Raw genomic sequence first — 13992 nt, forward strand, 5'->3', positions numbered from 1 at the left:
AAAGGTAAGACAGATCTTGGAATAAGAGAATGGGAGTGCATGAGCTGTGGTACAGCTCATGATCGAGATATAAACTCAGCTCTAAACATTCTTGCGCTTGGGCATAAGCGTCTAGCTGTAGGAATCACCCTCTTTTAAGGGGGTGAGGATGTCAAGCTGAGTGTAGTTTCAATGCAAAGCGACCATTGCCTATCAAATATTGGGACCGGGCGGGCTATGTGATCTATTGTGCGTCGATTTCAAAATCTTTATCGCCTTCTTATCGGGTGGGGTGGTTTTGTCTTCCACCACATTTGCAACATTTGCGTCCCAAATTACTTTTGCAAAATAATTCGGTGAATACGCCTTTGCAGTTAGGACTTGCCGATTTGATTTTTAGTCGTGCGTATCGCCAACATCTTGCTGAATTGCGTCCTAAATTAATGGTGCAAGTCGAGCAGTATCGTCAGTATATTTACGATGCTTTTCAAGGGGTTGATATCCGTCTAAATCGGCCTCAAGGCAGTTATGCACTGTGGTTGCAGATGCCTGAACAAATAGACAGTTTGGCGCTGTATTACCATGCGCAAAAACATGGCATCAATATTGTGCCAGGTTTAATTTTTGGTGAGGACAATCGTTATAACAACTGTATTCGTCTAAATGCCGGGCATGAGTTGTCTGTAGATATTCAGCAGGCCATTTTATTGCTTGCAGATTGGGTGCGTAAGGAATGCAGAAACACAAATGTCATCTAGATTAATGAGTCCATAAAGCATACAAAAAAAGCCTGCATGCGGCAGGCTTTCTTGGCTTAGATTTTTGCCGTTAAAAATCAGCCTTCAGCACAATCCGATAACGCACGTTTCCTGAATGCAAACGTTCAATCGCTTCATTCACCTGAGACATGGGATACATTTCAATTTGAGGTGCAATATTTTGACGTGCAGCGAATCGAAGTAATTCACGCAGTGCCGCAGGAGAGCCAGTTGATGAGCCTGTAACTGATTTAGCACCACTGATCAGCATACCTGCGGGAATTTGCATCGGCTCAAGTGCTAGGCCAAGCATGTGAACGCTTCCATTCGGTGCCAAAGTTGAAAGATAGGCTTGCCAATCCAACGTCACATTGACCGTGCTTAAAATCAAATTGAACTTCCCACGCTGAGCTTTAATTGCAGCAAGATCACGACTATTCACCACATGGTCAGCCCCCATGGCTTTAAGTTCATCGGTTTTATCTAAGTTTGAGCTGAACGCAGTAATTTCACAGCCCCAAGCCTTGAGCAGTTTAATCGCCATATGACCTAATCCACCAATGCCGATCACGGCAACATGGTGAATGGCCTGAATTTGGTGCTGTAAAATGGGATCAAATACCGTAATCCCACCGCAGAGCAGAGGGCCAGCACTGGTTGGGTCGAGATCATCTGGAAGGGGAATAACCCATTGCCAGCCAGCACGGACTTTGTCGGCAAAGCCACCTGCATGACCGACGATCGTCGCTGTCTTGGTTCCGGTACATTGCACTTGGCGACCATCGATACACGGGTCACAGTGTTGACAACTTTCTGCTGTCCAGCCAATGCCTACACGCTGTCCGATTTTCAGTCCTTTGGCTTCGCTGCCGAGTTGGGTAATGGTTCCTATCACTTCATGCCCAGGGACTACAGGATAAACCGAAGATTTCCAATCATTTTGGATAATAGAAATATCTGAGTGACAAAGACCGCAATACTCGACTTTGACTTCAACCTGATGGGCTTGTAATTCACCTGCATCAAATTGATAGGGAACAAGGGCTTCACCACTGTTCATTGCTGCATAGGCGTGGATTGTATTGTCACTCATTATTCTATCCTTTCTGTTTTTGAGGTCATTCTGCGTGCGTGTATTTAAAGTCACAGTGATTTTCATGATCATTTACCATACCGATAGCTTGCATCAGAGCATAGCAAGTCGTTGGGCCGACAAATTTAAAGCCATGCTTTTTTAATGCTTTGGACATGGCCTGACTTTGAGCGGTTTGTGCAGGGGCGCTACGATATTCAACGACATCATTATTGGCAATGTGTCCTTCGACAAAACTCCAAAGAAATTCCACAGGATGAATCCCTTGGGCTTTTAACTGTTGCCATGCTTTGGCATTATCTCGAATGGCAGTGAGTTTGCCGATATGGCGAATCAAACCTGAATCTTGTAATTTTTCTTGTAATTGTAGGTCACTCAACGCTGCAATTTCGGCAATGGGATATTGAAAAAAATGCTGCTGATAACAGGCCCGTTTTTTCAGCACAGTGATCCAAGACAGCCCCGCTTGTTGTCCTTCAAGACACAGCATTTCAAAGAGATGCTGCTCATCAAAACTAGGTTTCGCCCACTCAGTGTCGTGGTAGGAAATATACAAAGGATCTTCGGAGCACCAAGCACAGCGTTGTGTCGTCATGTTAAATGCTCCTTTTGACTTAAATTTTAAAAGCTGTCCATTGATCGTTTTTATTGTCCCAATACAAGAGTTCCGCTTGATCGAGATCGGCAAATTGAATCCATACATCGTTACCCGATTTGTCTGCGTAGCCGGTGCTGATGAGTAATGCTTCTTCAGTGATCTCCATGATCCAGCCCTGATAAGACTGGCCATTGAGGCTGATTTTTTGTTGATTACCAGATTCTGCAAATTCCACCAGACGATTGATCAACGCTTCTGACATGTATGTTTCCTAAAATTAACGTAAATACGGATAGGGGTTAACAGCATTGCGACCTTTACCACCCAAGTAAATGCCATAATGCAAATGTGGTGCAGTATGTCGGGCATTGCCAGTATTACCTACATAGCCAATGACATCACCTTTTTTGACATAGTCGCCGACGTTTAAGCCGCGTTTATGAGCATCAAGATGCGCATAATAATGCCAAGAACCTGCGGGCCCCATAATCCATATCACTTTACCACCCAAATTGTTATTACGTAAGTCAGCAACTAAACCTTCTGTAGCACTGAGAACTTTTGTTCCACGTGGAACAATAATATCAATGCCTTCGTGGCTTCGTCCTTGGCTACGCGCTGCGCCCCAAGTATCCTTGAGGGCACTTCGTTTGACTTGATGAACAGGAACAGGCAATTGATTGGATAAACGCATGTTTTGTAATTTTTTCACTTCATGAGCAGGCAATGTACTGCTAGATGGTTTGGGTGGAGTCGACGTACAGGCGCTGAGTAAAAGCAAAATAAAACCAATACCGCCAAACAACCCTTTGCGAAGCTGAAAAAATCCTTGAGTCACATTTGTCCCTATACAATTGATGAGCAGTCCAAAACTATGGCATAGAATAGCTTTCGAGTTCTAGCGTAGAAATAAGTTTTTTCATGGCGGTTGGAATACCGAGTGAAGTGGCTTGTATCGGTGTAAACCACTGTGCGTTGCATTCAATCGCTAAATGCTCTTTTTGATCTGCGGTAACGGTAAATACAGTAGCTTCTAAAAGCCAAGTGAAATGAGTAAAGCTATGTGATATCTGCACTTGAGTGGTGGTAGGTTTCAGACCAAGCTGCTGAGTGTGGGATTGAAACTCATGGGGTTGATCAAAAATAGGTAAACACCACAGACCGCCCCATAGACCGCTATTCGGACGTTGTATCCACAGCCATTCTCCTGCAGATTGAATCAGCATGACTTGAGCCTCTCTCACTGGAACAGGCTTTTTAGGCTTTTTATAAGGTAATTCAGTCTCTAAACCTTGTGCATGTGCTTTGCAGTGCTGTTGCATGGGACAATATAAACAGAGCGGTTTTTTCGGCGTGCAAACGGTTGCACCCAGATCCATAATCGCTTGGGTATAATCGTGGTTGCGTTCAGTGGGGCAGAGCTCTGTCGCCAGTTGCCACATGGCCCGTTCATGTACAGGTTTCGATAAATCATCTTCAATAGCAAAGAAACGAGACAATACACGCTTGACGTTGCCGTCCATAATCACGCCATATTGTCTTAAACCTAAAGACATCAGCGCACCCGCGGTAGACGGGCCGATACCCGGTAGTTCCATCCACTGCTCAAGATTGCTTGGAAAATGTCCCTGACGTGCAACAATGCCTGCGGCTTTGTGTAAGTTCCGAGCCCGTGCATAGTAGCCTAAGCCAGCCCAATAGGGTGCCACATCATCCCAAGAGGCATGGCCTAAATCTTCAACAGTCGGAAACCGTTGAATAAATCGATCAAAATATTGTAAGACGGTTTTGACTTGAGTCTGTTGTAGCATAATTTCTGAAACCCATACTTTGTAAGGGTCATCCTTCACTTGCCACGGTAAGTCATGACGACCATGGACATCAAACCAGTCGAGAAGGGCATCAGAAAAGTTAAACATGCAATACAGTCAAAATTGAAAAAACCTGCCTAGTATACATCTTTCAATAGTCATTCTTTTTGTTCAAAACGAAAACTGTATATCAGGGGAAATGCAAAAATAGTGGCCATCAAAAAAGGAGCCGAGGCTCCTTAGTGAGTGTAAATTTAAAGTTTAGCTTTTAAAGCCCCAGCGGGTATCGAGCGCCAATGTTTGGTTTTCATAACGTGGAATAATGTGAATATGCACATGTTCAGTGGCTTCGCCAAAAACTTGTCCATCATTAAACCCAATATGAAAGCCAGTGGGTTGATAGCGTAAATTTAATTCATTACGCGCTTGTTCAAGTAAGGACATTAAACTTTTACGTTCTTTATCAGTAATTTCAAAAAATGAACCAACATGACGTAGCGGGACAATGACAGCATGCCCTTTAGACAGTGTATGTGGTTCAGGAAGTACAACACCAAAATCATTTTTTGCAATAACGTCATATTCGTCAAAATTGCAATATGGACAATTGAGTTCTGTCATTGTGCTCTCCTCATTTTTATAAATTAAATATTGGTAGTGGTTCTTATGGCTTTAAGAACCAAGCTGGCGTGCTAACAAGGCATACATGGCCGCTAAGCTTTGTTGTTCTGCAGCAGCGTTATAAGCTAAATCTACGCCGTTGGCTTTGGCACGTTCATCCGCCATCGGGTTGCTAAAGCCGTGTTTTGCGCCTTCAAAAATATTGATTTGATACTGCACTTGGGCAGCATCCATTTCATTTCTAAAGGTCGCAACATCATCTAAGCTCACCATCGAGTCGAGCTCACCATGTTGCACTAAAATCTCTGCTTGGACTTGTCCTGTTTGTGCAGGAGTCGCTGTAGCAAGTGTTGCATGGAAGGTCACCACAGCTTTTAATGCAGCACCTGAACGAGCTAAATCCAGCACGACTTTTCCGCCATAGCAAAAGCCTATAGCTGCGAGTTTATCTGCATTTACTTCTTTTTGCTGTGCCAAAGTGTTTAATGCAGCAGACGCACGGGTCACAATGGTGTCGGCATGATCAAAAGTCTGCATCATCCATTCATAAGCTTGCTTGGCATCTGTGGTGACTTTTTTGTCACCATACATATCCAAAGCGAAAGCAGCATAGCCTTGTTCAGCCAATTCGCGCGCACGTTGTTCGGTATATTCATTGCGTCCCCACCATTCCGGGGCAACTAACACACCTGCGACTGCAGTGTCTGACTCTGGTGCGGCAAAATAGCCAAAAAGTTGAGTTCCATCAGCTGCTGTATATTGAATTTCGCGAGTCTTAATTTTAACGGTCATGGTCAAATCCTTATGTGCGGCTACGCAGTTGATGAAGACTTAAGATAAAGGGAAATTGGTTTTTGTGAAATAAATATAAGATATCAATGTGAATTTTAAGTCAAATCAATAAAAAAAATTGTAAAAGAAAATAATGGAAAGAAGAAATATTGAGGAGCACCGAGATTTGTCGATGCTCCTAAAGAGAGTATTGTTATTTCGGGAGAACTTCAATGAGCTCTACATCAAAAATCAGCGTGCTATTTGGCTCAATGACGTCTGCTGAACCAATTTGACCATAGCCCAAATTGGCAGGAATGAAGAAGCGATATTTTGCACCTTCTTTCATCAACTGTAGACCTTCTGTCCAACCCTGAATGACTTGGCTCACTTGGAACATCGCAGGTTGGTTGCGTGCAATTGAACTATCAAAAACAGTGCCATCAATTAAGCGACCTTCATAGTGAACTTTCACTGTTGAATTGGCTTTAGGTGACTTACCTTTGCCGGCTTGAATGACTTGATATTGCAGGCCAGATTTCGTGACCTGAATGCCCGGTTTTTTGGCATTTTCAGCAAGGAAAGCTGAACCAATGGTGGCATTCGCATCCGCTTTTTGCTTCAGTTCAATCAGTTGTTTCGCTTCGGTTTGCTTTTTATATTGAGTTAAGGCACGGGTCATTTCTTCATCTGTTAGTGACGAAGCTTGACCTTTAGATGCTGCCTTTAAACCCGCAACAAATGCATCAATATCTAAGTCCTTAATCGATTCAGCATTACTGCGTCCCATTAAATAACCAAAACTATAACCGACTTGTTCTGCAGCACTACTTTTATTACTGACATCTTTGGCAAATACAGTGCTTGAGCAGAGTGCCAAACACAACATACTGATCTGTAATTTCATGACCGAGTCTCAAAATAAAGCAGGAGAGCGAAAAGCTCTCCTGTACCGGTTTTATTATTTAACTTCAATGAGTTCTACATCAAAAATTAAAGTACTGTTCGGTGGAATCGTTCCTGGAACACCTTGAGCACCATAACCTAGGTTTGAAGGAATATACAAAGTGGCTTTGCCGCCTTCTTTCATTAACTGTAGACCTTCAGTCCAACCTGGAATTACTTGGTTCAATGGGAATTCAATTGGCTCGCCGCGCTGTACTGAACTATCAAATACTGTGCCATCCACTAACTTACCTGTGTAGTGAACTTTAACAACTGATGTGGCTTGCGGTTGTTTACCTGTACCTTCTTTCGTTGTTAGGTACTGTAAACCAGAAGCAGTGGTTTTAACCCCAGCTTTGCTTTTGTTTTCTGTTAAGAAATTATCGCTGCTACTTTGTGCTTGCTTATTGCTTTCGAGCTGCTTGTTTTGCATTTCTTGCTGGAACTCAGCATATGCTTTTTGTAATTCTTCTTCAGTATATGCTGGTTTTGCACGCGCATGACCCGCACGAACGCCAGTGACAAAGCTATCAATATCTAATTCTGGAGGCGTTTGATGGGCAACTTCATAACCAAGTGCATAACTAATTTTAGCGACAGCAGAAGCATTTGCAGCTGGTTGAGTTGATGTTGCTGATTGCGTAGCAGGCGTTTTAGTTGCATAGTAAACAGGAACAAGTGCGGCACCGCCGAGTAATACAGCGACAGCGATAGGTAGGGCCTTACTCATATATTTTCCCACAATTATTTTATATGTAAAAAGTTGCTGAAATTCTAGCAGACTTTTCCTGTTCAACGCTTACCTATCTCTATGATCAGGTAAGGTGCAGGAAAGATCATCATAGTCATGTTCTTATTTTTATACTATAACGGTATGAATATATAAAACATTTTTTATACAGAAAGATGCATGCAACATAAATTTCGCAAATAAAAAAAGCCACCGTATTTGGTGGCTTTTTTGAATAGGCTTGAATTAGTCTTGGTCTTTTGAAGCTTTATAACCATAAGAATAGTTATAGCCATAACCATAACCATAACCAGCTGAGCTACGTTGAATGTCGTTTAGAATAATACCATTGACCTTCACACCCACTTGTTCAAAGCGGTTCACGGTTAACTCTAGTTCTTTCAACTGAGTTTTCGCATAACGAGCAATCACCAAATTCACACCAGCATATTGCGAAATAATGATACCGTCTGTCACAGCAAGTACAGGAGGCGTATCAATGATCACATGATCAAACATCGGTGAAATCAACTCTAAGAATTCTTTGAATTTACCAGAACTTAAAAGCTCAGATGGGTTAGAAGGGCTCTTACCGCGAGTAATCACACTTAAATTTGGAATTTCAGTGGTTTTAATGATGCTGTCTAGATCACGCTGACCATTTAAATACTCAGAAAGACCTGGTTGGTTGTCATGATTGAAGTATTTGTTTAAATAACCACGACGTAAATCGGCATCAACAATTAAAACGCGTTTATCACTTTGCGCAAGAATCGTAGCTAAATTGGTTGAAATAAACGATTTACCGACTTCTGGTGCAGGCCCCGAAATCATGATCAGGTTATTTTTTGCAGATGTCAGTGCAAAGTGAATGGCAGTACGCATACTGCGCAAGCTTTCAATTGCAATATCATCGCTATTTTTAACTGCAAGTACAGGAATGGTCTTTTTCTTCTTCAGTAACTTGATGCGACTCTCTTGAACAGGTGAGCGGGGCACAGTGGCATAAACAGGAAGATCCAGATTGTTTTCAATTTCTGATGAATCTTTGATCCCTGAGCGCAACATGTTACGAAACAACGCAAGTAATGTACCGAGGAAACCACCGAGGAAAATTGAAAGTATCAAGATTTGTAGTTTTTTCGGCGCAATCGGTTCAATCGGCTCTACAGCAGTATCCACAATACGGACATTACCAATTTCACCAGCTTTGGCAATACGAAGCTGTTGGTAAGAATTCAACAACGCTGTATAAAGTTGTTGTTTTACTTCAACTTCACGGTATAGCTGTAAATAACGACGTTGTAAGTCTGGTAATTTTTTTAAGGTGGTATTTAGTTCACCAATTTTGCTATTGATTGCACCCAATTGAGCATTCATTTGTTGCATCACTGGATGCTCACTGGTGTACTTCGCAGAAGCTTCAGCAACTTTTTGCTCTAATTCAGCTTTTTGAGTTTCAAGAGTGACACTTTGAGTTAAATAGAGTTCAGATTCTTTAGTGACATCGACAGTATTAAACTCTTGACGGAATTTGTTAAATTCACGTTCTGCGACATCAAGCTGTTGTTTCAATTCAGGGAGTTGTTCATCCAAGAATTTTAAAGTTTGTGCACTTTCAGCAGAGCGTCTTTCAATATTTTGATGGCTGTAGGCTGCTAAAATGGCATTTAAAACTTTTGTAATATGTTCTTTATCTTGGCCTTGATAGTTAAGGCCAAGCACGCCCGTCATTTTACCTTTTTCAGCAACAGAATAATTTGCCAAAATACTGTCAACTGCTGCAGGTAGAGACTGCTTTTGAATTAAATAGTCGTCTTTGAATTGATCTTTGCTATAAATTGAGATTTCCCAAAGGCCTTCTGCTGTACGTAAAGAATTTTTTTGGTTCAATGGTGCTGTTAAAATTGTTTGTTCAGTCTGAAGATCAACTAAAGAAAATTTATTTTCTTGAAACTGTAGGCCAAGATCCTTGTCGCGATATAGTGCGGGGATATCAAATTGGCGGATTTCAAAACTTTTTTCATTATCTTTGAAAACCACAGATTTATTTTTATATTCGGTGGCGTATTCATGAGCTGAGATTAATCGGTCAGTAAAGGAATTTTCAGTACCCGAAATTTTTAGATCGAGATGTAAATTTTGAATCACGGTACCTAGAACTAAACGCGATTTAAGAATCTCAATTTCTGCTTGGGCGGGTTGTTTTTGATCAATCATATTAGACAGATCACCTAACAAAGCAGCTGAAGCCCCTTTACTTTCTTCAACTTGTACTAAAGCATTGACTGCATAAGTATCTGGTGTTGCTCTTAAATAAAGTAAGGCACAAACGAGGCTTAAAATCACACATAGAGCAATTAACTTCCACTGTGCAATCAGAGAGAAAAATAATTCTTTTAAATCAATTGTATCTTCTGTATTGGTATTTTGGCTCATAATCGTACATCAAAAGTTAAATTTGTTTAGTCCAATCTGCAACGCAAGATTGGATCAGTTCTGAGGTCTGGTCAAAAAAGGCTTGATCGTGCTGGTATGGGTCAGGCACATTTTTACCTTGCCAATGTCCTAAACGAAAGGTCTTTCCCTTTGCAAATGGCCACGTTTGTTCAATATGCTTTTGTTGATTTGAACTCATGACCAAAATTAAATCTGATTTTTTGATCAGTTCAGCATTTAATTTTTGGGCAATATGTCCACTCATATCGATGCCAATTTTTTGCATACAGTATTGAGCTTTTTCATCTGCTGCATGTCCAATCATACCTGAGATTCCAGCTGAATAAATATTCAGGTCGGGATGAGCTTTTTTTAGGAGATATTCTGCCATAGGGCTTCGGCAAATATTACCTACACAGACTACCAAAATATTTTTAAATAACATTATTGGCCCAATCTGTCCATGTTATAGATCATATTTGAGAAAGGAATCACTTGATTGATCACACGCTGCCAACGAGCTAAACCAGATGCATCAACATACACAATATCATTGCTACGCATTTTGAACTGGTTTGCGAGACCAAAATCACCGATACTGGTTAAATCTAAATGGTAAATTTCAGTCATTGGGCTATTCATATCGCTACGCACTACGTAGATTTTACCTCGACTTGCTGAAAGCGAATTTAGCCCTAGGCTCTCTCCGAGGACATCACTTAAGCTCATGCCTTGATCCCGCATAGGGACAGGTTTGTTTTGACCAGATTCACCCATTACATAAATTTTCTGATTTTCGCGTGAATTGACATAAATTGTATCGTTAGGCTGTATGAGTAGATTATGTAGTGAATAGCCAGCCTTTTCTAACTGAATGCTATTTAAGTTGTAAGTTTGTCCTTGGCGTACCAAGGTAATAGACGTATTATCGCCAAATTGCGTATTCACACCGCCAGCAAGACCAAGTGCAGTATATACGCTGGTAGGTTGGTCGGTTAGATTAAACTGACCACCTTTCATTACATTACCTTGAACCGAAAAACGTTGTCCTTGGTAGGAAAGAACGCGAACAATCACATCTGGGGTTTTTAAGTAACGAGCAAGTTGGCTACGTAACTCCTGATTGACTTTTGTTAGGGATTTTCCTGCAGCTTTATATCGACCAATAATAGGGAATTGGATATAGCCACTTTGATCAATTTGGTAGCCGTTAGAAATAATGGCATCTTGATTGTTAATTGTATTTGTTGGGGGGGTTATTTCGGGATATGCCCATAAATAAATAGATAAAATATCACCTGAGTTTAGACGATAACTTTTTTGTTGTTGATTGAACAGATGGGCAAAATTTTGCTGATTTACTTGGGCGGGTTGAACAGCAACTAAATTTTCTTGAGTTAGCTTAATAACATTGACTGTCGAGCCTAAATCAGTCTGAAATGTGCCTTCTTTAGGAAGGTCATAGGTTTGTAAGCCTGAAGTAATGGCACAACCCGTCATACTTAGACTCAAAGCTAACATACAGCTATAACGATAGTAACTCACTCGAATACAAATCCTATTTATAAAATATTTGAATCATTGAATTGAAATGGACGGGTTTAAGTACCCAAATTACTCATTTTAGAATGTTAAGTTTATACTATTCACCTTGTAGAATATAGTTTTACATTTGTTTTAAATCGTAAGTTTAATCAACACTTGTATGGATGAATATCTTTTTAAAGATCTAGTTGTTATTTGAATTTTTTTAAATATGCAATGTTGGTTTTATAGGGTGAATTGTTTAATCCTATAAATATTTTTGATTAAAATTACAGTCGTCATAGAACATCATTACACAATCGAAATTTGATTTTCTGATATAATTTAGCGCTATTTACAACATAACGATGATTGATGATTCATCGATGACATAGGCTTCAGTATGTTACAACTCTCCGAATTAAAAATTGCCATAATCGGATTAGGTTATGTCGGTTTACCGCTAGCTGTTGAGTTTGGAAAAAAAGTTCCCGTGGTGGGCTTTGATATTCATCAGAAGCGTATTGATGAATTGCGTAGCGGACGTGATCATACCTTAGAAGTTTCTCCTGAAGAATTAGCACAATCAGCTCAATTAAGTTACAGCGCAAATTTAGACAATTTAAAAGACTGTAATTTCTTTATTGTTACAGTGCCAACCCCGATTGATGAATATAAACAGCCAGATTTAACCCCATTGGTAAAAGCTTCAGAAAGCATTGCAAAAGTGTTGAAAAAAGGTGACGTGGTTGTCTATGAATCAACGGTTTATCCTGGTGCGACTGAAGAAGTCTGTATTCCTGTTTTAGAGAAGAACTCAGGTTTAACATTCAATCAAGATTTTTATGCAGGTTATAGCCCTGAGCGTATTAACCCAGGCGATAAACTGCACCGTGTGACGAATATTTTAAAAATCACCTCGGGTTCAACACCTGAAGTCGCTGATTATGTTGATGAAGTCTATAACCTGATTATTGAAGCGGGTACTCATAAAGCAGCTAGCATTAAGGTTGCAGAAGCAGCGAAGGTAATTGAAAACACCCAGCGTGATGTGAATATTGCTTTAATTAATGAATTGGCGTTGATTTTCAATAAAATGGGCATTGATACTGAAGCGGTATTACAAGCAGCAGGTACCAAATGGAACTTCCTTCCATTCCGACCGGGTTTAGTTGGTGGTCACTGTATCGGTGTTGACCCATACTACTTGACTCATAAAGCCCAAGCGATTGGCTACAACCCAGAAATTATTTTAGCGGGCCGCCGTTTAAATGATGGTATGGGTGCTTATGTGGTCACTCAGCTGGTTAAAGCCATGCTGAAAAAACGCATTCAAGTTGAAGATGCCAAAGTACTGATTTTAGGCTTAAGTTTTAAAGAAAACTGCCCAGATATTCGTAATACTCGCATTATTGATATCGTCAATGAACTCAAAGAATATCATACCCAGATTGATGTCTATGACCCTTGGGTAGATGCATCTGAAGCTGAGCATGAATATGGTATTTGCCCAATTTCAAACTTAGAAAATGGCAAATATGATGCAGTAATTTTAGCGGTTGCGCATGAACAATTTAAAGACATGGGTGTAGAGGCGATCCGTGCTTTAGGTAAATCTGAGCATGTGCTATATGACTTGAAATATGTGTTATCTCAAGCCGAATCTGATCTTCGTTTGTAAGAGGCATACCAAATGAATCAATATCAACAGGTATGTGAAAACCTTAAAACAGCGCCTAAAACATGGTTGGTAACTGGAGTTGCTGGATTTATCGGTTCAAACTTGCTTGAAACTTTATTAAAGCTGAATCAAATCGTAGTGGGTTTAGATAACTTTGCTACGGGTCATCAGCATAATTTGGATGAAGTAAAGGGCTTAGTGACAGCTGAACAATGGGCAAAATTTAGTTTTATTGAAGGCGATATTCGTAAGTTTGCCGACTGCCAAAATGCCTGTGCAGGCGTGGATTATGTCTTGCATGAAGCGGCTTTAGGTTCTGTGCCGCGTTCGATTGCCGATCCGATCACCACCAATGACACCAATATCAGTGGTTTTTTAAATATGCTTACTGCTGCGCGTGATGCAGGTGTTGCCAGCTTCACATACGCAGCCAGCAGTTCGACTTATGGGGATCATCCTGCATTGCCAAAAGTTGAAGAAAATATTGGTAATCCGCTTTCACCTTATGCCGTAACGAAATATGTTAATGAGTTGTATGCTGACGTCTTTGCACGTAGCTACGGTTTTAAAGCGATTGGCTTGCGTTATTTCAATGTCTTTGGTCAGCGTCAAGATCCAAATGGTGCTTATGCTGCAGTAATTCCTAAGTGGACAGCTGCAATGATTGCTGGCGAAGATGTCTTCATCAACGGTGACGGTGAAACCAGTCGTGACTTCTGTTTTATTGATAATACGGTTCAAGCCAATATCTTGGCGGCGACTGCATCAGATGAGGCAAAAAACCAAGTGTATAACGTGGCTGTGGGTGACCGTACTACGTTGAATGAGTTATATCGTGCCATTCAGGTGGCACTTGCTGAAAATGCGGTGAACTTTGAGCGCGATCCTGTGTACCGTGATTTCCGAGCTGGTGATGTACGTCATTCACAAGCCAGCATTGCCAAAATTGAGCAAGGCTTGGGTTATGCACCGCAGTTCAAAATTGCCGAAGGCATTCAACTGGCGATGCGTTGGTACGTAAACAACTTAAAATGATATTGAA

At 40.9% G+C, this 13992-nt stretch carries 15 protein-coding genes and 1 pseudogene; 4 read left to right on the forward strand and 12 right to left on the reverse strand.

Translation table 11 applies throughout. The features are described 5' to 3' along the window. Nucleotides 1-138: zinc ribbon domain-containing protein (locus FTV04_RS14165; protein ID WP_180090075.1), on the forward strand; the 138-nt coding region annotated here is incomplete at its 5' end. 17 nt (nt 139-155) lie between these two features. Beyond that, nucleotides 156-737 (forward strand): annotated as a pseudogene (locus FTV04_RS14170) (aminotransferase class I/II-fold pyridoxal phosphate-dependent enzyme); the annotation flags it as partial. 70 nt (nt 738-807) lie between these two features. Here FTV04_RS14170 and FTV04_RS14175 read toward each other — a convergent pair. The 12 genes from FTV04_RS14175 to FTV04_RS14230 all read right to left on the reverse strand — a co-directional run bounded on the left by FTV04_RS14175 (nt 808) and on the right by FTV04_RS14230 (nt 11266). After that, nucleotides 808-1830, reverse strand: coding sequence for an NAD(P)-dependent alcohol dehydrogenase (locus FTV04_RS14175; RefSeq protein ID WP_180022938.1), 1023 nt, complete (start codon nt 1828-1830; stop codon nt 808-810). A 25-nt stretch (nt 1831-1855) separates the two neighbouring features. Beyond that, complete coding sequence (locus FTV04_RS14180) at nt 1856-2425, reverse strand: DNA-3-methyladenine glycosylase I (RefSeq protein ID WP_180090077.1); 570 nt, start codon at nt 2423-2425, stop codon at nt 1856-1858. A gap of 19 nt (nt 2426-2444) precedes the next feature. Beyond that, a complete protein-coding gene (locus FTV04_RS14185; protein WP_180022940.1) occupies nt 2445-2690 on the reverse strand; it encodes a hypothetical protein in 246 nt (81 codons plus the stop codon). 15 nt (nt 2691-2705) lie between these two features. Continuing rightward, nucleotides 2706-3233 (reverse strand): M23 family metallopeptidase, encoded by a 528-nt coding sequence (locus FTV04_RS14190; protein ID WP_180090118.1) that lies wholly within the window; start codon nt 3231-3233, stop codon nt 2706-2708. 67 nt (nt 3234-3300) lie between these two features. Next, the gene (mutY, locus tag FTV04_RS14195) at nt 3301-4347 is read right to left on the reverse strand and encodes an A/G-specific adenine glycosylase (protein ID WP_180090079.1); all 1047 of its coding nucleotides are present in this window, start codon (nt 4345-4347) and stop codon (nt 3301-3303) included. Nucleotides 4348-4500: 153 nt separating this feature from the next. After that, nucleotides 4501-4860, reverse strand: a complete 360-nt coding sequence (locus FTV04_RS14200; RefSeq protein ID WP_078191628.1) for an HIT family protein — start codon at nt 4858-4860, stop codon at nt 4501-4503. A 51-nt stretch (nt 4861-4911) separates the two neighbouring features. Beyond that, nucleotides 4912-5652: a dienelactone hydrolase family protein gene (locus tag FTV04_RS14205; protein ID WP_168379440.1), complete on the reverse strand. Its 741-nt coding sequence runs from the start codon at nt 5650-5652 to the stop codon at nt 4912-4914. 193 nt (nt 5653-5845) lie between these two features. Beyond that, entirely contained in the window at nt 5846-6538 is a 693-nt protein-coding gene (locus FTV04_RS14210; protein WP_180011068.1) for an FKBP-type peptidyl-prolyl cis-trans isomerase, read from the reverse strand. A gap of 54 nt (nt 6539-6592) precedes the next feature. Further along, entirely contained in the window at nt 6593-7306 is a 714-nt protein-coding gene (locus FTV04_RS14215; RefSeq protein WP_078191625.1) for an FKBP-type peptidyl-prolyl cis-trans isomerase, read from the reverse strand. A 246-nt stretch (nt 7307-7552) separates the two neighbouring features. After that, nucleotides 7553-9745 (reverse strand): polysaccharide biosynthesis tyrosine autokinase, encoded by a 2193-nt coding sequence (locus FTV04_RS14220; protein WP_180090081.1) that lies wholly within the window; start codon nt 9743-9745, stop codon nt 7553-7555. 16 nt (nt 9746-9761) lie between these two features. Continuing rightward, nucleotides 9762-10190 (reverse strand): low molecular weight protein-tyrosine-phosphatase, encoded by a 429-nt coding sequence (locus FTV04_RS14225; RefSeq protein ID WP_180008026.1) that lies wholly within the window; start codon nt 10188-10190, stop codon nt 9762-9764. Then, complete coding sequence (locus FTV04_RS14230; RefSeq protein ID WP_218949940.1) at nt 10190-11266, reverse strand: polysaccharide biosynthesis/export family protein; 1077 nt, start codon at nt 11264-11266, stop codon at nt 10190-10192. The genes FTV04_RS14225 and FTV04_RS14230 overlap by 1 nt, the downstream gene beginning before the upstream one ends. Nucleotides 11267-11672: 406 nt before the next feature. On the opposite strand from FTV04_RS14230, the gene tviB reads away from it, so the two are divergent. Further along, nucleotides 11673-12950: a Vi polysaccharide biosynthesis UDP-N-acetylglucosamine C-6 dehydrogenase TviB gene (gene tviB / locus FTV04_RS14235; protein ID WP_180090083.1), complete on the forward strand. Its 1278-nt coding sequence runs from the start codon at nt 11673-11675 to the stop codon at nt 12948-12950. 12 nt (nt 12951-12962) lie between these two features. Then, nucleotides 12963-13985, forward strand: coding sequence for an NAD-dependent epimerase/dehydratase family protein (locus FTV04_RS14240; protein WP_180090085.1), 1023 nt, complete (start codon nt 12963-12965; stop codon nt 13983-13985). The last annotated feature ends 7 nt before the right edge of the window (nt 13986-13992 follow it).

The sequence above is a fragment of the Acinetobacter sp. YH12219 genome (genome assembly GCF_013417875.1).
GTDB classification, from domain to species: Bacteria; Pseudomonadota; Gammaproteobacteria; order Pseudomonadales; family Moraxellaceae; genus Acinetobacter; species Acinetobacter amyesii.

What these genes read in the sequence shown, in the direction of transcription:
- FTV04_RS14210 (WP_180011068.1), bottom strand. Translation starts at nt 6,538, where the DNA reads ATGAAATTACAGATCAGTATGTTGTGTTTGGCACTCTGCTCAAGCACT.
- FTV04_RS14180 (WP_180090077.1), bottom strand. Translation starts at nt 2,425, where the DNA reads ATGACGACACAACGCTGTGCTTGGTGCTCCGAAGATCCTTTGTATATT.
- FTV04_RS14205 (WP_168379440.1), bottom strand. Translation starts at nt 5,652, where the DNA reads ATGACCGTTAAAATTAAGACTCGCGAAATTCAATATACAGCAGCTGAT.
- FTV04_RS14200 (WP_078191628.1), bottom strand. Translation starts at nt 4,860, where the DNA reads ATGACAGAACTCAATTGTCCATATTGCAATTTTGACGAATATGACGTT.
- FTV04_RS14240 (WP_180090085.1), top strand. Translation starts at nt 12,963, where the DNA reads ATGAATCAATATCAACAGGTATGTGAAAACCTTAAAACAGCGCCTAAA.
- FTV04_RS14220 (WP_180090081.1), bottom strand. Translation starts at nt 9,745, where the DNA reads ATGAGCCAAAATACCAATACAGAAGATACAATTGATTTAAAAGAATTA.
- FTV04_RS14175 (WP_180022938.1), bottom strand. Translation starts at nt 1,830, where the DNA reads ATGAGTGACAATACAATCCACGCCTATGCAGCAATGAACAGTGGTGAA.
- FTV04_RS14185 (WP_180022940.1), bottom strand. Translation starts at nt 2,690, where the DNA reads ATGTCAGAAGCGTTGATCAATCGTCTGGTGGAATTTGCAGAATCTGGT.
- FTV04_RS14230 (WP_218949940.1), bottom strand. Translation starts at nt 11,266, where the DNA reads ATGTTAGCTTTGAGTCTAAGTATGACGGGTTGTGCCATTACTTCAGGC.
- FTV04_RS14215 (WP_078191625.1), bottom strand. Translation starts at nt 7,306, where the DNA reads ATGAGTAAGGCCCTACCTATCGCTGTCGCTGTATTACTCGGCGGTGCC.
- tviB (WP_180090083.1), top strand. Translation starts at nt 11,673, where the DNA reads ATGTTACAACTCTCCGAATTAAAAATTGCCATAATCGGATTAGGTTAT.
- FTV04_RS14225 (WP_180008026.1), bottom strand. Translation starts at nt 10,190, where the DNA reads ATGTTATTTAAAAATATTTTGGTAGTCTGTGTAGGTAATATTTGCCGA.
- mutY (WP_180090079.1), bottom strand. Translation starts at nt 4,347, where the DNA reads ATGTTTAACTTTTCTGATGCCCTTCTCGACTGGTTTGATGTCCATGGT.